Below are 18,536 nucleotides of genomic sequence, written 5' to 3'. Positions count from 1 at the left end.
GAACTCACGTACAAACCGCCTCGACATTGTTGCCGTCGGGATCGATCAGGAACGCCGCATAGTAGGTCGGGCTGTAATCCTTGCGCGGCCCGGCGCCGCCATTGTCGCGGCCGCCATTCTTCAGGCCTTCGCTGTGAAACGCCTTCACTGCGTCGTGGTCCTTGGCGCGGAAGGCGATGTGGGCGCCGTCGGCTTTGCGACCCTTGTTCAGGTGCAGCCACAGCGCCGGCTCGCCCTTCGGCCCGAAGCCGGCATAGCCGTCGCCGCTGGAGCAAAGGGCGTAACCGAGCGGCGCCAGCACGGCGCTGTAGAAGCGCGTCGCGGCGTCGAGGTCGGCAACGCGAAGTCCGATGTGGTCGTACATGTTCGTCTCCATTGCGAAAGCGCGCCGCAACTGGCGCGCGCCGGAGACGACCCTAGTCAGCTGAGGGCAAGCTGCTCTTGGAGAATCTTGCGCTCGCCCTTCGAGGCCTGGCGAAACTTGCCCGGCGACACGCCCGCGGCGCGATGGAAGGTGCGGACGAAATTGGAGAGATCGCCGAAGCCGACGTCATAGGCGACGTCGGTGACCGCGATGTCCTCGTCAGCCAGCAGCCGTGCGGCATGCCGCAGCCGCGAGCGCACCAGATATTGATGCGGGGTGACGCCGAGCACGCTGGAGAACATTCGCAGGAAATGGAATGGGCTGAGGCCCACCTGCCGCGCAGCCTGCTCAAGATCGACCTCGCCCTGCGAATTGTCGTCGATCCACAGCGCAGCTTCCACCGCGCGCCGGCGGTCGCGCGCAGTCGGCAGGGTCTGCTTGCGCGTTTTGCCGGAGGCAACGTCGACGAAACGAGCGGCCAGGATGTGACCGATTTCGTCGAGGCCGAGATCGCTGTTGCCATCTGCTGCCGTTTGGGCGAGCTCGCCGAGTACCATCAGCTCGGGGAGCGGCGGCGTCGCGCCGAGTTGCCACACCTCGCAGCGCCCTCCGAGGCCGTCGACCAGGTCCTCACTGAGAAAGAAGGACAGGCAGACGTCGCCGGAGACGTGCTCATGCGTGCAGGTGTATTCCTCGCCGGGAGCGCCGACCAGCATCGAGCCCGCCACCAGCTCGAAGAAGCCGGCGCGGCAATGGCAGCCAAAGCTGCCGGAGCGGACGTAGGCGATGGAGTGGCCGGTGCGGCATTCCGCAAACGGCGTGTCCTCCGGTCCCGCATCGCAGCGAAACTCGGAGACGATCATCGAGCGTGTCGTCAGCAGCGTGGTCGCGTCCATTCCGCCTATCTAGGCATGATCCGGACAAGTGTGTAGCGGTTGTCCGATAAGATCATGCCCGCAAACCAAAGCTAAGGTGCGGTCAAGACCGCGCCTTAGGTAGGAGGGCGCGGCGGAGCAACGGGCAGCAGCACCTCGAACAGCGTCTTGCTGGCGATCGGATGAGCGCCTTCGAGCGCCAGCAGCCGCCGCTTGGAGATGACGCCGCCATAGGGTGACAGCCGGTCGGTGTAATTGCCGGCCTCCAGCGCCCGGTGACAGGGCACGATCAGCATGTAGGGATTTTTCGCGATTGCCTGCGCCACAGAGTGCGCGGCACCGGAGGCGCCGAGCGCCTTGGCGATCTCGTGGTAGGTGCGCGTCTCTCCGCGCGGGATCGTGCAGGTGTATTCATAGACGCGCCGGTTGAAGCCGGGCACGCCGCCGGCATCCAGGCTGACGTCGGAGAAGTCGGGATCGCTGCCTTGCAGCAGCACCGTGATGCCCTCGATGGCAAGCTCAGCGTTCTCGGACGGCCGCTGCTCGCGCGCGTCGGGATGCACTGCAAAAATCCGGCGGCGGGTGTCGATCTCCCGCGCCTCCGGCAATTGCACGGCAACCACGCCGGTGCTGCTCCAGATGATGCCGCAGCGGCCGATCGCCGTGTCGAATATCGCGTAAGCGCGCCCCACCATGCACACGCCCCACTCAGTGCACGTTTCTCCCCAGACAAGCGATCATATCACCGCCACAATCCGGCGCATCTGGAATCTTACCAGAAAGTTAAGCAGTGTCGGGTGCGCCACGCCAAAGCGCTTGGCGGGACGCGCCGTCTCGGCTAATCAGGATGGGCGCGAAGCAGCGCATCCGCGGGCGTAGTTCAATGGTAGAACGGCAGCTTCCCAAGCTGCATACGAGGGTTCGATTCCCTTCGCCCGCTCCAGCTTCTCCTCTCCGCGTGATTTGAGCTCAAGCCGGGATTGACTGCTTTCGACCTCGCCTGCCGCGCTCAAGATTCCAATATATTAGCCCTTCATTCCCGGCGTTCGATTTCGCGTGCGCTAAGCTCAGCCGTCTCGGCGAGCGCGGTCCTCGCACCGGGCGCTATCCTGAAGAGGGACTATGGACCAGCAGAAACTCGATCGCGCCATCGGCCGCCGCCTGAAGACGCTGCGGACGCAGGCGGGCATGACGTTGAACGAGCTTGCAGGCCGGTCCGGCGTCAGCCGGGCCATGATCGGGCGGGTGGAGCGGGCGCAGAGCAGTGCGACGGCGGCGCTGCTCGGAAAGCTCTGCGCGGCGCTCGATGTCTCGCTCAGCGATGTGGTCGCGCTCGCCGAGAAACCGCCGGAGCGGCTGGTGCGGCTCGCCGACCAGCCGCATTGGCGCGATCCCGACAGCGGCTACCGGCGGCGTCATGCCTCGCCGCCGGATGCGGCGAGCGGCATCGAGATCATCGTCGTCGACCTGCCGGCCGGAGCACGCGTCTCCTACAGTCCCTGGGGCCGCAACGCCTTCACCCAGCAGCTTCTGATGCTGGAGGGCACCATCGCCGTGCATATCGATGCCAAGGCGGTGCGGCTGCGCGAGGGCGATTGTCTGGATTTCGACGTGATGCGCGCGGTGATGTTCGAGAACGAGACCAGGCAGGATGCGCGCTACGTCATCATCACCAGGCGCGGCGCTTCCTACGGCAAGATGTGAGACCATGGATAAAATGATGATGCAGATCCGCACCGGCGACACCTATGATCCCCGCGTCATTGCGCTGCTCGATCATCACGTCACGGCGGCGCGGGCGCAGACGGCGCCGGGCAGTGCCCACGCGCTCGATCTCGCGGGGCTTCGCGCGCCCGACATCGCATTCTGGACCGGCTGGGAGGGCGAGACGCTGGTCGCCACCGGCGCGCTGAAGACGCTTTCGGCCGAGCACGGTGAAGTCAAGTCGATGCACACGCTCCAGACCACGCGCAGGCAGGGCTATGGCGGCCAGATGCTTCGTCACATCATCGCGGAAGCCCACGCGCGCGGCCTGCAGCGCCTCAGCCTCGAGACCGGATCGTGGGATTATTTCAAGCCGGCGCAAGCGCTCTATCAGGCGCACGGCTTCGTCGCCTGCGCGCCGTTCGAGGGCTATGTCGAGGATCCCAACAGCGTGTTCCTGACGCTCGACCTGACGTCCGGGTAAGCCCGCGGGCCAGCGCTAAACGCACTCAGCCTCAACCTCGTCGCGTCTCCTCGAGCTTGTCGAGCACGCGCTCGGGCGCAATGTCGCGCGCCGCTTCCTCCAGCTCGCGCTTGGAGTCGGGTTTGACGTCGAGCCGTTCGGCGACCTGGGTGAGCAGGCGGGCGACCTTGGTCAACTCGTGCTCAGCGAGCAGGCTGATCTGGAGGTCGAGATCGGCGCGCTTGTCTGCGGCCGCCGTCATGCGGTTCTGCGAGATCAGCACGAAGGTCGAGAGGAATATCGCCTCCACCGAAGCGATCATCGCCAGCACCACGAAGCTCTCGTCCCAGGCCGGGACCCCCGGCACCCAATGCAGGTTGGCGATGATCCAGAAGCCGAACAAAGCGAGGTGCAGATAGACGAAAATCATGCTGCCGGTGAAGGCCGTGATGGCGTCGGCGAGCTTTTCCTGGCCCTTGGCAGCGCGTTGCTCACCGCGGCGGCGCTCGACCAGCGCCTGGATATTGCGCTCGAGCGTCGGGCTCAGTCCGTCGCCAGGATCATGGGTGATGTCGTTATGCACGCGGCGGCAACGGTCGAGGGGAGGAGCCGTTCCTGGGGCCCGCAATCCAAAATGCCGGCCGCCCCTCAAAATGAGTTGCGTACCTCAAAACACCTCTGCTAGCCTTCAGCCATGGCCGAGACGCTCACGCCGACCGCACTGACGCTGAAGGACATCGCGCGCGAGGCCGGGGTCAGCCTGGCAACGGTCGACCGCGTCCTTCATAACCGCCCGGGCGTGCGCCCGGACACGGTCCGGCGCGTGAAGGCGGCGATCGAGCGCAATTCGTTCCAGCCGCATGTGGCCGCCGCCGAGCTCGCGCGCGGCCGCGCCCGCCGCTTCGCCTTCGTGATGCCGTCGGGGCCGAACCCGTTCATGCAGCAGATCGAGGCCTATCTCGGCGAAATGGCGTCCTGGCTGTCGGCGCGCCGGATCAGCGTCGAGATGGTCGCAACCGACGTGTTCGAAGTTTCCGCGCTTGCAGCCTCGCTGGAGGCGCTGTCGGGCGATTACGACGGCGTCGCTGTGGTGGCGCTGGATCATCCGAGCGTCCGCGCCGCCATCAACGATCTCGTCGATGGCGGGACCAAGGTGGTGACGCTGGTCTCGGACGTGCCGTCCTCGCGCCGGCACCATTATGTCGGCATCGACAATATCGCCGCGGGCCGCACCGCCGGCGCGCTGGTGGGACGGCTGGTCGGCCAAAGGTCAGGCAAGGTCGCGATCATCGCGGGCTCGCAGGGCCTGCGCGACCATGCAGAGCGCATCTTCGGCTTCAATCAGGTGATGGCGGCGGAATTCCCTGATCTCAGCGTGCTGCCAGTGCTGGAAGGGCGCGATGAGGACGAGCGTTCGGAGCAGCTGCTGGCGCGCCTGTTCGGCAGGTACGCTGACATCGTCGGCCTTTATAATGTCGGCGCCGGCACGCAGGGCGTGGCCAAGGCTTTGGGTGATAAGGCTTTGAGTGATAAGGCGTCGGGCGACAGAGCATCGGGCGATGTCGGCCGCGACAAGCAGGTCGTGTTCGTCGGACACGACGTTACCGCGCTGACGCGGCGGCTGCTGTTGCAGGGCGTGATGGATGCGGCGATCTCGCAAAATCCGGGACATGAAGCGCGCGCCGCGGTGCGCGTGCTGCTCGCGCTCGCCCGCGGCGAGCCGATTTTGCACGAACAGGAGAAGATCAGGATCGACATCGTGATGCGGGACAATCTGCCCTAGCGGCAGGAGATTTCGACAGCTGCACCGGTGAACCCGGCTCCAAGATCGCGCACCGCGACAGGTGAATGGGAGGATGGCATGTATCTCGGACTGGACATCGGCACGTCCGGTGTGAAGGCAGTGCTTGTCAGCGACGCCGGCGCGACTATCGCGAGGAGCGCGCGCGAGCTTGCGCTGTCGCATCCCGCGCCGCTGTGGTCCGAGCAGGATCCCGATTCCTGGGTCGATGCCGCCACCGCTGCGGTCGACAATCTCGCCGCCCGCCATCCGCACGAGGTCGCGCGGGTCCGCGGCATCGGGCTGTCGGGCCAGATGCATGGTGCGACGCTGCTCGGGGAGGATGGCCGGCCGCTGCGCCCGGCCATTCTCTGGAACGACGGCCGCTCGCAGGCCGAATGCGCCGCGCTGGAGCGGCGCTGCCCGTCGCTGCACGCGATCGCGGGTAATCTGGCCATGGCCGGCTTCACCGCGCCAAAGCTGCTCTGGGTCGCGCGGCATGAGCCGAGGATCTTTGAGCGTGTCGCAAAGGTGCTGCTGCCCAAAGCCTATGTCCGCTATCGCCTCACCGGCGAGATGGTCGAGGATATGTCCGACGCAGCCGGCACGCTGTGGTTGGACGTCGGCCTGCGCCGTTGGTCGGCCCTGCTGCTGCACGCCACCGGGCTCGATCTGCACCATATGCCGCGCCTCGTCGAGGGCAGCGCGGCGAGCGCGGTGCTTGCGCCTGACTATGCGCAGCGCTGGGGAATGACAAAAGACGTCGTGGTCGCCGGTGGCGCCGGCGACAATGCCGCGAGCGCGATCGGGCTTGGCGCGATCTCACCGGGCGATGCCTTCCTGTCGCTGGGCACGTCGGGCGTGGTGTTCCGCGCCACCGACCGCTTCGCGCCGGCGCCTGAAACGACTGTGCATGCGTTCTGTCACGCGCTGCCCGGCCTCTGGCACCAGATGGGCGTGATGCTCTCGGCGACGGCGTCTCTGACTTGGCTGGCCGGCCTCATGGAGACGCCGGCTGCAGTGCTGTTGGTCCCACTGGGTAAGCGCGTCGACGGGCCGAGCCCCGTCTCGTTCTTGCCGTACCTCGACGGCGAGCGCACGCCGCACAACGATGCCGGCGCCAGCGGCGCCTTCGTCGGCCTGCGCGGCGCGACCTCGCGCAGCCAGATCGTCCAGGCCGTGCTCGAAGGCGTCGCCTTTGCCGCGCGCGACAATCTGGCGGCGCTGGGCGCGGCCGGTGGGGCGATCACTGAGCTCGATCTCGTCGGCGGCGGCTCGCGCTCGCAATTGTGGGCGCAAATCTGCGCCGACGCGCTCGGCATCCCCGTCCACCGCGTCGAGGATGGCAAGGTCGGAGCGGCGCTCGGCGCCGCGCGTCTCGGCCGGCTCGCCGCAACAGGCGAGGATCCCGCGGAGGTCTGCACCCGTCCGCGGCGGTTCGCGAGTTTCACGCCTCGCCCGTCCGTCACCGCAGCCTATGACGAGGCCTATCGTCGCTGGCGCGCGCTTTATCCTGCATTGAAGGAGCTAGCTTAAGTGAACGCGTCAGCCAAATTCTTCGAGGCCAGCGCACCCGTCGCCTTTGCCGGCAAGGATGCGGACAACACGCCCGCCTTCCGCTGGTACGACAAGGACCGCCTCATCCATGGCCGCCGGCTTGAGGACCATCTGCGCTTTGCGGTCTGCTATTGGCATTCCCTGTGCTGGCCGGGCGGTGATCCCTTCGGCGGGGAGACGTTCCTGCGGCCCTGGCACGGCGGCACTGATGCGATGGCGCAGGCGCGCGCCAAGGCCGATATCGCCTTCGAGCTGTTCCGCCTGCTCGACGTGCCCTTCTTCACCTTCCACGACGTCGACGCGGCGCCGGAAGGCGCATCGCTCGCCGAGTCGGTCGCCAATCTCAATGCCATCGCCGATCTGATCGAGCAGAAGATGGCCTCGGCAAGAGTGCGCCTGCTCTGGGGCACCGCCAATCTGTTCACCCATCGCCGCTACATGGCGGGCGCAGCGACCAATCCGGATCCCGAAATCTTCACCTATGCCGCCGGTCAGGTCCGCGCCGCGCTGGAGGTGACGCATCGGCTCGGCGGCCAGAACTATGTGCTGTGGGGCGGGCGCGAGGGTTACGAGACCTTGCTCAACACCGATCTCAAGCGCGAGCTCGACCAGCTCGGGCGCTTCGTCTCCCTCGTCGTCGAGCACAAGCACAGAATAGGCTTCAAAGGCCCGATCCTGATCGAACCGAAGCCAAAGGAGCCGACCAAGCACCAATATGATTTCGATGTTGCCACCTGCTACGGCTTCCTCGAACGCTATGATCTCCTAAAAGACGTCAAGCTCAACATCGAGCAGAACCATGCCATCCTGGCCGGTCATTCCTTCCATCACGAGGTTGCGCTGGCGGAGGCGCTCGGCGTGTTCGGCTCGCTCGACATCAACCGCGGCGACGATCTGCTCGGCTGGGACACTGACCAGTTCGCGATGAATGTGCCGGAACTGACGCTCGTATTTCACGAGATCCTGAATCGCGGTGGCTTCACCTCGGGCGGGCTGAATTTCGACGCCAAGATCCGCCGCCAGTCGATCGATCCCGACGACCTCATTCACGCCCATGTCGGTTCGATGGATGCCTGCGCGCGTGCCTTCCTCGCCGCGGCCGACATGCTCGACGCCGGCGCACTCACCGCGCCGCTCGCCAAGCGCTACGAGGGATGGGCAGGCCCCGAGGGCCGCGCCATTCTCGGCGGCCAGCGTTCGCTCGCCGATCTTGCCGACCGTGCACTCAGCCCCGGCTTCGATCCGCAGCCGCGCTCGGGCCGGCAGGAATATCTGGAATCCCTGGTCAACCGCTACGTCTGAGGAAGTCCGCTGATGGCACATGCTGACGCGACCCCGGTCCTCGAGCTCTCCGGCATCGGCAAGGAGTTCGGCGCGATCCGCGCGCTGCACGACGTCGACATGCAGGTCTTCCCGGGGGAAGTCGTCGGCCTGATGGGCGACAACGGCGCCGGCAAGTCGACGCTGGTCAAGATTATCGCCGGTAATTTCCGTCCGAGCCATGGCGAGATGCACTTTGCCGGCAATGCCGTCCATTTCAACCGTCCGGTCGACGCCCGCGCCGTCGGCATCGAGGTTGTCTACCAGGACCTCGCACTCGCGGACAATCTGACGGCCGCGGCCAACGTCTTCCTCGGGCGCGAGCTGAAGCGCAGGTTTGGTCCGCTCGCCTTGCTCGACCACAAGGCGATGGCGGCGCGCGCGCTGGCGCTGTTCGGCGAGCTGCGCTCGGAGACGCGGCCCGACGATCTCGTCAAGCAGATGTCCGGCGGCCAGCGCCAGGCGGTCGCGATCGCGCGTACCAGGCTCTCCAATGCGCGGCTGGTGATGATGGACGAGCCGACCGCCGCGATATCGGTGCGCCAGGTCGAGCAGGTGCTCGGCCTGATCCACCGGCTGAAGGAGCAGGGCGTCGCCGTCATGCTGATCTCGCACCGTATGCCCGACGTCTTCGCCGTGTGCGACCGCGTCGTCGTCATGCGCCGCGGCGAGAAGCGCGCCGACAAGCCGATCCACCAGACCTCGCCTGAGGAGATCACCGCCCTCATCACCGGCGCGAAGGAGGCGGCGTGATGGCCATGCCCATGGAATCCCCGATAAGCTTCACCAATGTCGGCCGGATCAGATGGTGGCAGCGCGGCATCTTCGCCTCCCAGACCGGCTATGTCCTGCTGGCGCTGGCCGTGCTGCTGGTGATCATGCATTTCGCCAGCCCGTACTTCTTCACCGAAGGCAACATGCAGAACGTGGCGAAGAATTTCTCCTTCATCGCCATCGCCACGCTCGGCGTCACCTTCGTGATCATCACCGGCGGTATCGATCTTTCGGTGGGATCGATGATGTGCTTCTCCGCCATGATCACCTCCATGGTGATGACCGAGCTGTCGGCGCCCGGCTCGCCCGCGGGCTCGCTTTTCGTGCACATGGCGGCGGACGGCAAGACTGTTGTTGCCAACGTGCCTGGGCTGATCCTGCTGGTCTCTGTTCTCGCCGGCCTCGGCGTTGCGCTGATCGCCGGCCTCGTCAACGGCTTCTGCATCGCCGTGCTCGGCCTGTCGCCCTTCGTCACCACGCTCGGCATGCTCTCGATCGTGCGCGGGCTCGGCTATGTCGTCTCCAACGGCCGCGGCAGTTTTCCCGGCGGGCCGGACGCCGATTACTTCTATGCGCTGACCTCGGGCAACATGTTCGGCCTGCCCGCGCCTTTCATCTATCTCGTGATCCTCGCCCTGGCGATGGCCCTGGCGCTGCACCACACCGCGTTCGGCCGCCACGTCTTCGCGCTCGGCGGCAACGAGAAGGCGGCCGAGCTCACCGGCATTCCCGTGGTGCGCGTCAAGATCGAGGTCTACGTCATCTGCGCGCTCGCCGCAGGCTTGCAGGGCATCATCATCTCCGGCTGGCTCGGATCGGCCCCGGCCAACATGGCGACGTCCTACGAGCTCAACGTGATCGCGGCCGCCGTGATCGGCGGCGCCAACCTCGCCGGCGGTATCGGCGGCCCGCTCGGGGCCATCGTCGGTTGCGTGTTGCTGGAGGTGATCCGCAACGGCCTCGTGCTGGCGCAGGTCAGCTCCTACTGGCAGCAGACGCTGGTCGGCGTGATCATCATCCTGGCCGTGCTGGTCGATCGCATCCGCTCGCGGATGACCTGACGTGACGAATGGTCCGGGACGGCAAATAAAACGCCGCCTGTCCGCTTCCCGGACACCTCTAGACAGGGCAGGCGCCTGACAAGAGTGGAGGAGACAATGAGGAAACTTCTTCTTGCCGGCATCGCGGTTGCGATGATGGCCACGCCGGCGTTCGCCGCGAATTACCGCTTCGTCATCGTGCCCAAGGCGATGAACAATCCGTTCTTCGACTTCGCGCGCGACGGCTGCTTGAAGCGGGCCAAGGAGCTCGGCAATATCGAGTGCATCTACAAGGGGCCGGTGGAGCACGAGCCGGCGACGCAGGCGCAGATCATCCAGGACTTCGTCACCCAGAAGGTCGACGGCCTCGCCATCTCGGTCGCCGACGTCGCGGCCATGACCAAGTCGATCGAGGCGGCGACCGCCGCCGGCATTCCCGTCATCACCTTCGATGCCGATGCACCGGGCTCCAAGCGCATTGCCTATATCGGCACCAACAACAAGGAGTTCGGCACGGCGCTCGGAAAGCAGCTCCTGAAGATGCGGCCCGACGGCGGCAAATACGCGATGGTCTCGGGCGGACCGGGCGCCAAGAACCTCGCCGAGCGCGTCGATGGCGTGCGCGAGGCGCTGAAGGGCTCGAAATGGACCGAGGTCGCGGGCTCGCCGACCTTCTGCAACGACGATCCCGCGCTGGCGGTGCAGCAGATGACGGATATGCGCACGGCCACGCCCGACCTTGCCGCCATCGTTCCGATCGGTGGCTGGCCGATGTTCGCCCCCGAAGGTTTCAAGGCCTTCGCCTCCCGGAACAGGAAGGACATCGATTCCGGCAAGTTCACGCTTGTGGTCGCCGATACCCTGAAGATGCAGCTCGAGCTGCTGCGCGACGGCTATGCCAATGCGCTGGTCGGGCAACGTCCGTTCGAAATGGGCGAGAAGGCGATGGACACGCTGCTCGCTATCAAGAAGGGCGAGAAGGTGCCGGAGATCGTCTACACCGGCCTCGATCTCGTGACCAAAGACAACGTCGCGCAGATGTTGAAGTAGGAGCGCCGCCAGCCCCGCGCTCCTGCATGCCTCCCCCGCTTGCGGTTTTCGCGAGCGGGGGAGATGATCCGGAAGACTCTTGGAAGGCACTGGGAATGAAACGGTCGCGGCTTGGCTCTCTCGACGTCACCTCAATCGGCCTCGGTTCCGCTCCGCTCGGCGGATTGTTCAGCCCAGTCAGCGATGCCGACGCGCAAGCGACGATGGAACGTGCATGGTCGGCTGGAATCCGCTTCTTCGACACCGCGCCGCTTTACGGTTTTGGCCTCGCCGAGCGGCGGCTCGGCGCCTTCCTGCGCCAGCAGCCGCGCGACTCCTACGTCATCTCGACCAAGGTCGGGCGCCTGTTGCGCGCGCCCGAGGGCGCAGCTGCCGAGGACGAGCACTACAAAGGAACGCCGCGCGAGCGGCCGGTGTTCGATTTCAGCCATGACGGCGTGATGCGCTCGGTCGAAGAGAGCCTCGCAAGGCTCGGGCTCGACCGCGTCGACGTTCTGCTCGTGCATGATCCCGACGACCACTTCGACGACGCCGTCAACGGTGCGTTCCGCGCGCTGCAGCGGCTGCGCAGCGAGGGCACGGTCAAGGCGATCGGTGCCGGCATGAACCAGTCGGAGATGCCAGTTCGTTTTGCCGAGGCCGTACCGGTTGATTGCTTCCTACTGGCCGGCCGCTACACGCTGCTCGATCAGGGCGCGCTGGATGCGCTGTTTCCTCTCTGCACGGCGAAAGGCATCGGCATCCTGCTCGGTGGCATCTACAACAGCGGCATTCTGGCCAATCCAAACACCAGCGCCAAGTTCAACTATCAGGACGCGGATGCGGCACTTGTCGCGCGGGCGCGCGAGCTCGACGCGCTCTGCCGCGAGCACGGCACGGAGCTGAAGGCCGCCGCGTTCCAGTTCTGCATGACTCACCCGGCCGTGACGGTCGCGGTGATGGGCGCACGCAATGAAGCGGAAGTTGCCGACAACATGGCGATGTCGGAGCGCGCGGTGCCGCCGGCGTTCTGGCGGGAACTGCGCGCGAAAAATCTTGTCGATGCCCGCGCGCCGCTGCCGGGCGGGGCGTGAGCATGATCATCGACGGCCATCAACACTTTTGGGACCCGGCGCGCGCAGACTATCCCTGGATGGAGGCGGATGAGCTCACGCCGATCCGCCGCGCCTTTGGTCCTGCCGATCTCGCGCCCTTGTTGAAAGCCAACGGCATCGACGCCAGCATCCTAGTGCAATGCCGCTCCGCGCTGGAGGAGACCGAGGAATTCTTGCGGATCGCAGATGCGACGCCGTCGGTGATCGGCGTCGTCGGCTGGGCTGATCTGACCGACGCTGCGCTTGGCGAAACCCTGGACCGGCTGCGCGCCTCACCCGGCGGCGACAAATTGGTCGGCATCCGCCATCAGGTCCATGACGAGGCCGATCCCGACTGGCTGCTGCGCGAGGACGTTCAGCGCGGCCTCACCGCCGTGTTCGCCCGCGATCTCACCTATGACTTGCTGGTTCGCACCCGCGAGCTGCCCTCGGCCGTCGCAACCGCGCAGGCCTTTCCGCAAGCACGTTTCGTGCTCGATCACGCCGCCAAGCCGCCGATCGCCGACGGCGGCAGCGAGGAATGGACCGATCGCATCACAGCGCTCGCCACCTGCGGCAATGTCTGGTGCAAGATTTCAGGGCTCGCAACGGAAGCGGTTTGGAACGACTGGGATGCGGAGCGTCTGTTTCCGTTCGTCGAACATGCCGCGAAATGCTTTGGCGAGGATCGCCTGATCTTTGGCTCCGACTGGCCGGTGTGCCTGCTTGCGGGCAGCTACGGCGAGATCAAGGGCGCGCTCGAGGCGTGTCTGGCAAGGCTTGGACCGGGCGTGCGAGAGAAGGCATTCGGCGCGAATGCGAAGGCGGCGTATCGGTTGGCAGTGAGCTGAGCCGCGCACGCGCTCCCTTCTCCCCTTGTGGGAGAAGGTGGCGCGCAGCGCCGGATGAGGGGTTCTCTCCGCGATATCACCTCTCAAAATTCGCGCGCGGAGAGATACCCCTCACCCTACCGAGCTTGTGTCTACGAGAGGTGATGCCCTCTCCCACAAGGGGAGAGGGCGCAGCAACGAGCAGCGCCCCTCACGCCCCCGCGGGCACCTGATCCAAAAACCCCGTCACGCTCCTGATCCGCCCATCCTTCAGCACGGCGAAATCCGTCCCCTTGATCGGGCTGTCGACGCCGTCGGGACCAAGTCCCCACGAGAATCGCACATGGTCGCCGTAGCCGTTGGGCTCGCCGATCAGCTTGAATGTGAAATCGGGAAAGCGCTGCTGCACGCCCGCGATCAGCGCGTCGATGCCATCCCGGCCGTCACCCTTCATCAGCGGATCGACATAGCTTGCATCTGCCGTCCAGGTTTCGCTCAGCAGCTCGCGGCGGCGACTCGTCGTGCGCTCGTTCCAGAGATCGATATAGCAAAGGGCGATGGCGGTGTGGTTGGTCATGTCAGTCTCCTTCGATGAAGCCGTGTCCGGCTGACCGTGACTATCGAAGGTCTACGCGCACATATCGATTACCTCGGAGGTCATCGATACGCGAAAAAAATGAAGCGCGATGATGACCTCATCGCGCTTCATTCGCATCGTCTGCGGATTTACTTCGCCGCGGTCACCATGATCTCGACGGTGTATTGCGGCGCCGCCAGCTTGGCTTCGACGGTGGCGCGGGCCGGGGTGTTGCCGGGCGAGACCCAGGCGTCCCACACCGCGTTCATCTCCCCGAAGGTCTTCATGTCGGTGATGTAGATCGTGGCCGAGAGCAGCTTCGATTTGTCGGTGCCGGCCTTGGCGAGGTGACCGTCGATGGTCGCCAGGATGTCCTGGGTCTGCTTCGTCACGCTTTCGCCGGCGGCCTTGTTGGCGACGACACCGGCGAGATAGACGGTGTTGCCGTGCACGACGACCTGGCTCATGCGCGGGCCGGTTTCAAAACGCTGAATGCTCATTGGGGATCTCCTGGTGAAAGGGCGGCCCTGTCTAGCCCAGCGACCTGCCGTGTGCCACCCCAGGCACGCATGCGTTGCCCGGCATGCATGCGTTGCCCGCTCAATGAGACTGGCCGAAGAATGTCCAGATTGTCTCGGCGCCGTCGATGTCGCCGTTCTGCGGGCCGAGCAGCTTGGCCGCGACTTTCGGAAAACGCGCGTCCGGCGCAAATCCCGGCATGCGGTGGCCGCCGCCATTGACGCGATAGAGCACGACCTCGTGTCCCGCCGGACAGCGTGAGGAGATCCGCGTCACCGTGGATTGGTCCGCGGGATTCCTGTCGGGCAGCTCGGTCTCGGTCACCTCGTCCGTCTCGCAGCCATTGAGCTTCCGCCAGAATGCCAGCGTCTCGTCCGTCGACCAAAATCCCTCTGCGGCAAAATAGCTCGATCCTCGCCCGCCCTCATAGGGCACCAGCGGGTCGGCCGTGCCGTTCATGAGCAGCATCGGCAGCGGCCGCGATGGATGGCAGGTCACGGCGGCTTCATCGTTGAGGTTCATGATTACGCTCGCGGCTGCCGCAAACAGATCGGCCCGCGCACAAACCAGCGTCATCGCCATGGCGCCGCCGTTAGAGATGCCCGTGACGTAGACGCGGTTCGCATCCGCCGTGCCGTCGGCCACCAGCTTCTCGACGAGCTTAGCGATGAAGGCGACGTCGTCGGTGCCCGCCGGTGGTCCGCGCAGGGCTGGGCCTGCCTTCGTCCGCGCGTCCGCCCAGGCATTGTTGAGTCCGTCCGGAAAGACCACGGCTAGACCCTCGCGCTTGGCGATTTGCGGCCACGCCGTCCGCGTGATCATGTCGGCGCCACGCTGGGTCTTGCCATGCAGCACGATCACCAGCGGCGCCGGCTTCTTCGCCGGCAGCTGCGCGGTGTAGGAGCGCTTCACGCCGCTGACGTCGATCGTATCGGCGGATGCGGCGGAGGCGGCGGTCAATGCCGCAACCAGCGCCCCGATCTGCATCCACCGCGGCATGATCTAGCCCACGGCTTTCGCCGCCGCGCGGCCGGCATTACGGCCCGAGAACAGGCAGCCGCCAAGGAAGGTGCCTTCCAGCGAGCGGTAGCCGTGCACGCCGCCGCCGCCGAAGCCGGCAGCTTCGCCCACGGCATAGAGGCCGGGAATGACGCTGCCTTCCTCGCCGAACACGCGGGAGTCGAGATCGGTCTCGAAACCGCCCAGCGTCTTGCGGGTGAGGATGTTGAGCTTCACCGCGATCAGCGGCCCGTGCGCGGGATCGAGGATTTTGTGCGGGGAGGCGGTGCGGATCAGCTTGTCGCCGATATAACGGCGCGCATTGTGGATGTTCATCACCTGCGCGTCCTTGACATAGGGGTTAGCGATCTCGCGGTCGCGCGCTTCGATCTGCATCCTGATGTGCTCGAGCTTCAACAAGTCGCTGCCGGCGAGTTGGTTCATGGCCGCAACGAGCTCATCGAGCTTGTCGCGCACGATGAAGTCGACACCATGGCTTTTGAACGCTTCGACTGGCGCCGGCGCGCCCTTGTTGGTGGCACGGCGCAGCGTCATCCGCCAGCTCTTGCCGGTGAGGTCGGGGTTCTGCTCCGAGCCCGACAGCGCGAACTCCTTCTTGATGATGCTTTGCGTCAGGATGAACCAGGAATGATCATAGCCGGTCGACATGATGTATTTGAGCTGGCCGAGCGTGTCGGAGCCGGGGAATAGCGGCGCCGGCAGCCGCGTGCCCGTCGCGTCGAACCACATCGAGGACGGGCCGGGCAGGATGCGGATGCCGTGACGCGGCCAGATTGGCGACCAGTTCTGGATGCCCTCGACGTAATGCCACATGCGGTCGCGGTTGATCAGCCGTGCGCCCGCCTTCTCCGTGATGCCGATCATGCGGCCGTCGACATGCTCGGGCACGCCCGAGATCATGAATTTCGGGGGATCACCGAGCCGCTTCGGCCAGTTCTGCCGCACCAGCTCATGATTGCCGCCGATGCCGCCGGAGGCGACGATCACCGCCTGCGCCTTCAGCGCGAACTCGCCGACCACATTGCGCGACGAGCTCTTGCCGCGCTCGACATTGTCGGGGGCGAGAATGGCGCCGCTGACACCATCGACCGTGCCATTGGTGATGGAGAGCGCATCGACGCGGTGGCGGAACTTGAAGGTGAGACGGCCGCTTCGGGCGGCTTCGCGGGCGCGGCGCGCGAACGGCTCGACGATGCCGGGCCCGGTGCCCCAGGTGACGTGGAAGCGCGGTACCGAATTGCCGTGGCCCATGGCGTCATAGCCGCCGCGCTCGGCCCAGCCCACCACGGGAAAGATGCGATGGCCCATCGCGCGCAACCAGCCGCGCTTCTCGCCGGCCGCGAACGCCACATAGGCCTCGGCCCATTGCCGCGGCCAGAAATCCTCGTCGCGGTCGAAGCCGGCGGTGCCGATCCAGTCCTGGAGCGCGAGCTCGTAGGAGTCCTTGATGCCGAGCCGGCGCTGCTCCGGCGAATCGACCAGGAACAACCCGCCGAACGACCAGAACGCCTGGCCGCCGAGCGACTGCTCGCCTTCCTGGTCGACCACGATCACGCGCTTGCCCGCGTCGGCGATCTCGGTTGCGGCCACCAGGCCCGACAGCCCCGCGCCGACGACGATGACGTCAGTCTCTTCCGCCATGGATCTCCCCCTCCACAGGTTCCTCCCTGTAGTTGCCCGGATTGAAGCCAGCGGTTGCAACTGAGATCAAGGGCGTGACGCGCAAGACATCGTTAACTTGTTCCACTTCGGGATAGAGATCAGCCGAGTGCAGCGCGGGCGCAACACTGGATTTGAATTTGTTTTGAGGAAGCCGGCGCGCCTAGACAAAACCTTGAAGTCGACAGACGCTAGCCGCGCATCACCACCTGACACGCAGATTCGAAGACGACTGGGGCGGGGGACAATGAAGGTTCTGACGGGGTTGCTTGCGGCGGTTTTGCTGGTCGCGAGCATGGGGGCTTCTCACGCGGTGGTTCGAATTGCGGATGACCGCGGCGGCAGGATCGGAACCTACGTCGACAAATATCAGGATCTCAGGCAATCCGGCGAAACCGTCATCATCGACGGTCTCTGTGCCTCGGCCTGCACCATCGTCCTGGGCGCCATCCCGCGCGACCGGATCTGCGTGACCTCGCACGCAACGCTCGGCTTCCACGCCGCATGGGATTTCGGCAGCAACGGCCGCGCCGTCACCAATCCCGAGGCCACCCAGATGCTCTACGCGATGTATCCCTCGCAGGTGAAGCGCTGGATCGCGCAGCGCGGCGGCCTCACGCCGAACATGCTCTTCCTGAGAGGCAAGCAGCTGCAGGCCATGTACAAGCCTTGCTACCTGGACGCGCAAGCTTCGACCAACAGGCCGTCGCGGTAAGCTGCGTACGCGCCCATCTGCCGCTTTCGTATCGTCATGGCCGGGCTTGTCCCGGCCATCCACGTTTTTGGACCTGGGCGGCACGAAGTGCGTGGATGCCCGGGCCTTCGCCTCCTTCGGCCGCGCAGACGGACAAGCCCGGTATGAGGACCGCCGCGCGCCTCCGCACCACGTGATCCCCTCCACCTCCGCCGCGCTTGCCCGGTCCCGCCCCAGCGCCTATTTGAAAGGCAGGGAACCCTTCGCCCCGATCCTTGCCATGGCTCAACCAGTGCACTCCGCCCATCCGCTACAGGACAATTCGCCCACTGCCGGCCGACTGCCGTCCGTGCTGCTGTGGGCGGGCGCAGCTCTTGGCGCGCTCGTCGTGGTCGGCGCCCTCGCGCTCTGGTTCCATTACGGCACCCAGGTGTTCTTCGAAATCATCAGGACCGGCTTCGCCGCCTGCTTCTGATCCCCGAGAGGAAGTGTTCCGCCAATGAGTTCCATGGCCCGTCCGCTGGTGATCGCGACCGCCTTCGCCGCAAGCCTCATCGTTGGGCTCCTGATCATGTTCTGGGCCATGGGCGGGGTGAGCAAGGTGGCGCAGCCGGCCGCGATCGGCGGTCCCTTCCAGCTCACCGACCAGAACGGCAAGGCCGTCACCGACAAGAACCTGAAGGGCAAGCCGACCCTGATCTTCTTCGGCTACACCCATTGTCCCGACGTCTGCCCGACCTCGCTGTTCGAGATCTCGGAAGTGCTGCGCGTGCTGGGCAAGGATGCCGACAAGGTCAATGCCGTCTTCATCTCGGTCGATCCCGAGCGCGACACGCAGGCGGCGATGAAGGACTATCTGTCGAGCTTCGACCCGCATCTTCAGGGCCTGTCCGGCGATCCCGCCGAGATCGCCAAGGTGATCACCTCCTACCGGGTCTACGCCAAGAAGGTCCCGGCCAAGGACGGCGACTACACCATGGACCACACCGCGCTGATCTATCTGATGGACCGCGAGGGCAGGTTCGTCTCGCCATTCAACCTGAAGCGCACGCCGGAAGAGGCGGCGGCGGATCTGAAGAAGTATATCTGAGCCTGATTTAGGCACCGTGCTTCCCACATCGTCATGGCCGGGCATGTCCCGGCCATCCACGTTCTTGAGCGGGTAGGAGAGTTCGTGGATGCCCGGGACAAGCCCGGGCATGACGGCGGAGGGACCTTTCCCATCCACATTCCCCGC

21 protein-coding genes and 1 tRNA gene are annotated in these 18,536 nt (G+C 65.7%); 14 read left to right on the top strand and 8 right to left on the bottom strand.

The window, feature by feature from the left end; genetic code table 11:
• Nucleotides 1-4 precede the first annotated feature (4 nt).
• The 3 genes from BCCGELA001_RS34255 to BCCGELA001_RS34245 form a co-directional block, all read right to left on the bottom strand.
• Nucleotides 5-364 (bottom strand): VOC family protein, encoded by a 360-nt coding sequence (locus BCCGELA001_RS34255; protein WP_060738009.1) that lies wholly within the window; start codon nucleotides 362-364, stop codon nucleotides 5-7.
• A 56-nt stretch (nucleotides 365-420) separates the two neighbouring features.
• Nucleotides 421-1,260: a helix-turn-helix transcriptional regulator gene (locus BCCGELA001_RS34250; RefSeq protein ID WP_060737306.1), complete on the bottom strand. Its 840-nt coding sequence runs from the start codon at nucleotides 1,258-1,260 to the stop codon at nucleotides 421-423.
• A gap of 95 nt (nucleotides 1,261-1,355) precedes the next feature.
• Nucleotides 1,356-1,934: a methylated-DNA--[protein]-cysteine S-methyltransferase gene (locus BCCGELA001_RS34245; RefSeq protein WP_060737305.1), complete on the bottom strand. Its 579-nt coding sequence runs from the start codon at nucleotides 1,932-1,934 to the stop codon at nucleotides 1,356-1,358.
• Between the two features lie 174 nt (nucleotides 1,935-2,108).
• Here BCCGELA001_RS34245 and BCCGELA001_RS34240 point away from each other — a divergent pair.
• From BCCGELA001_RS34240 to BCCGELA001_RS34230, 3 genes are all read left to right on the top strand, one after another.
• A tRNA-Gly gene (locus BCCGELA001_RS34240) sits at nucleotides 2,109-2,182 on the top strand.
• Between the two features lie 179 nt (nucleotides 2,183-2,361).
• Nucleotides 2,362-2,943 (top strand): helix-turn-helix domain-containing protein, encoded by a 582-nt coding sequence (locus BCCGELA001_RS34235; protein ID WP_008541063.1) that lies wholly within the window; start codon nucleotides 2,362-2,364, stop codon nucleotides 2,941-2,943.
• Between the two features lie 19 nt (nucleotides 2,944-2,962).
• On the top strand, nucleotides 2,963-3,427 hold the full coding sequence (locus tag BCCGELA001_RS34230; protein WP_060738008.1) for a GNAT family N-acetyltransferase: 465 nt from the start codon (nucleotides 2,963-2,965) through the stop codon (nucleotides 3,425-3,427).
• A 31-nt stretch (nucleotides 3,428-3,458) separates the two neighbouring features.
• On the opposite strand, the gene BCCGELA001_RS34225 is transcribed toward BCCGELA001_RS34230, so the two are convergent.
• A complete protein-coding gene (locus tag BCCGELA001_RS34225; protein ID WP_008541066.1) occupies nucleotides 3,459-3,989 on the bottom strand; it encodes a DUF1003 domain-containing protein in 531 nt (176 codons plus the stop codon).
• A gap of 111 nt (nucleotides 3,990-4,100) precedes the next feature.
• Between BCCGELA001_RS34225 and BCCGELA001_RS34220 the strand changes: the two genes are divergently transcribed.
• From BCCGELA001_RS34220 to BCCGELA001_RS34185, 8 genes are all read left to right on the top strand, one after another.
• Nucleotides 4,101-5,189, top strand: a complete 1,089-nt coding sequence (locus BCCGELA001_RS34220) for a LacI family DNA-binding transcriptional regulator (RefSeq protein ID WP_060737304.1) — start codon at nucleotides 4,101-4,103, stop codon at nucleotides 5,187-5,189.
• Nucleotides 5,190-5,267: 78 nt separating this feature from the next.
• Nucleotides 5,268-6,722, top strand: coding sequence for a xylulokinase (gene xylB / locus BCCGELA001_RS34215; RefSeq protein ID WP_008541069.1), 1,455 nt, complete (start codon nucleotides 5,268-5,270; stop codon nucleotides 6,720-6,722).
• On the top strand, nucleotides 6,723-8,045 hold the full coding sequence (gene xylA, locus BCCGELA001_RS34210) for a xylose isomerase (RefSeq protein WP_008541070.1): 1,323 nt from the start codon (nucleotides 6,723-6,725) through the stop codon (nucleotides 8,043-8,045).
• 12 nt (nucleotides 8,046-8,057) lie between these two features.
• Nucleotides 8,058-8,816 carry an ATP-binding cassette domain-containing protein gene (locus BCCGELA001_RS34205; RefSeq protein ID WP_060737303.1) on the top strand — a complete coding sequence of 253 codons (759 nt, stop codon included), beginning with the start codon at nucleotides 8,058-8,060 and terminating at the stop codon, nucleotides 8,814-8,816.
• A complete protein-coding gene (locus BCCGELA001_RS34200) occupies nucleotides 8,816-9,898 on the top strand; it encodes an ABC transporter permease (RefSeq protein ID WP_008541079.1) in 1,083 nt (360 codons plus the stop codon). Before BCCGELA001_RS34205 ends, BCCGELA001_RS34200 begins: the two co-directional genes overlap by 1 nt.
• A 96-nt stretch (nucleotides 9,899-9,994) precedes the next feature.
• Complete coding sequence (locus tag BCCGELA001_RS34195; RefSeq protein WP_060737302.1) at nucleotides 9,995-10,927, top strand: sugar-binding protein; 933 nt, start codon at nucleotides 9,995-9,997, stop codon at nucleotides 10,925-10,927.
• A 95-nt stretch (nucleotides 10,928-11,022) separates the two neighbouring features.
• Entirely contained in the window at nucleotides 11,023-12,000 is a 978-nt protein-coding gene (locus tag BCCGELA001_RS34190; RefSeq protein ID WP_008541088.1) for an aldo/keto reductase, read from the top strand.
• Between the two features lie 2 nt (nucleotides 12,001-12,002).
• On the top strand, nucleotides 12,003-12,851 hold the full coding sequence (locus BCCGELA001_RS34185) for an amidohydrolase family protein (protein WP_060738007.1): 849 nt from the start codon (nucleotides 12,003-12,005) through the stop codon (nucleotides 12,849-12,851).
• Between the two features lie 190 nt (nucleotides 12,852-13,041).
• On the opposite strand, the gene BCCGELA001_RS34180 is transcribed toward BCCGELA001_RS34185, so the two are convergent.
• From BCCGELA001_RS34180 to BCCGELA001_RS34165, 4 genes are all read right to left on the bottom strand, one after another.
• Nucleotides 13,042-13,407 carry a nuclear transport factor 2 family protein gene (locus tag BCCGELA001_RS34180; protein WP_060737301.1) on the bottom strand — a complete coding sequence of 122 codons (366 nt, stop codon included), beginning with the start codon at nucleotides 13,405-13,407 and terminating at the stop codon, nucleotides 13,042-13,044.
• A gap of 149 nt (nucleotides 13,408-13,556) precedes the next feature.
• On the bottom strand, nucleotides 13,557-13,907 hold the full coding sequence (locus BCCGELA001_RS34175; RefSeq protein ID WP_027575148.1) for a RidA family protein: 351 nt from the start codon (nucleotides 13,905-13,907) through the stop codon (nucleotides 13,557-13,559).
• Between the two features lie 100 nt (nucleotides 13,908-14,007).
• Complete coding sequence (locus BCCGELA001_RS34170; protein WP_144441632.1) at nucleotides 14,008-14,925, bottom strand: alpha/beta hydrolase family esterase; 918 nt, start codon at nucleotides 14,923-14,925, stop codon at nucleotides 14,008-14,010.
• Nucleotides 14,926-14,928: 3 nt separating this feature from the next.
• Nucleotides 14,929-16,587, bottom strand: coding sequence for an FAD-binding dehydrogenase (locus BCCGELA001_RS34165; RefSeq protein WP_060737299.1), 1,659 nt, complete (start codon nucleotides 16,585-16,587; stop codon nucleotides 14,929-14,931).
• Nucleotides 16,588-16,852: 265 nt separating this feature from the next.
• On the opposite strand from BCCGELA001_RS34165, the gene BCCGELA001_RS34160 reads away from it, so the two are divergent.
• The 3 genes from BCCGELA001_RS34160 (at nucleotide 16,853) to BCCGELA001_RS34150 (ending at nucleotide 18,389) form a co-directional block, all read left to right on the top strand.
• Complete coding sequence (locus BCCGELA001_RS34160) at nucleotides 16,853-17,320, top strand: hypothetical protein (RefSeq protein ID WP_008565457.1); 468 nt, start codon at nucleotides 16,853-16,855, stop codon at nucleotides 17,318-17,320.
• Between the two features lie 259 nt (nucleotides 17,321-17,579).
• Complete coding sequence (locus BCCGELA001_RS34155; RefSeq protein ID WP_060738006.1) at nucleotides 17,580-17,774, top strand: hypothetical protein; 195 nt, start codon at nucleotides 17,580-17,582, stop codon at nucleotides 17,772-17,774.
• 24 nt (nucleotides 17,775-17,798) lie between these two features.
• Complete coding sequence (locus BCCGELA001_RS34150) at nucleotides 17,799-18,389, top strand: SCO family protein (RefSeq protein ID WP_060737298.1); 591 nt, start codon at nucleotides 17,799-17,801, stop codon at nucleotides 18,387-18,389.
• The last annotated feature ends 147 nt before the right edge of the window (nucleotides 18,390-18,536 follow it).

The organism is Bradyrhizobium sp. CCGE-LA001 (assembly GCF_000296215.2).
Lineage (GTDB): Bacteria > Pseudomonadota > Alphaproteobacteria > Rhizobiales > Xanthobacteraceae > Bradyrhizobium.
Note: the sequence above shows the minus strand (reverse complement) of the source record. Positions and strands in the feature narration are given on the sequence as shown.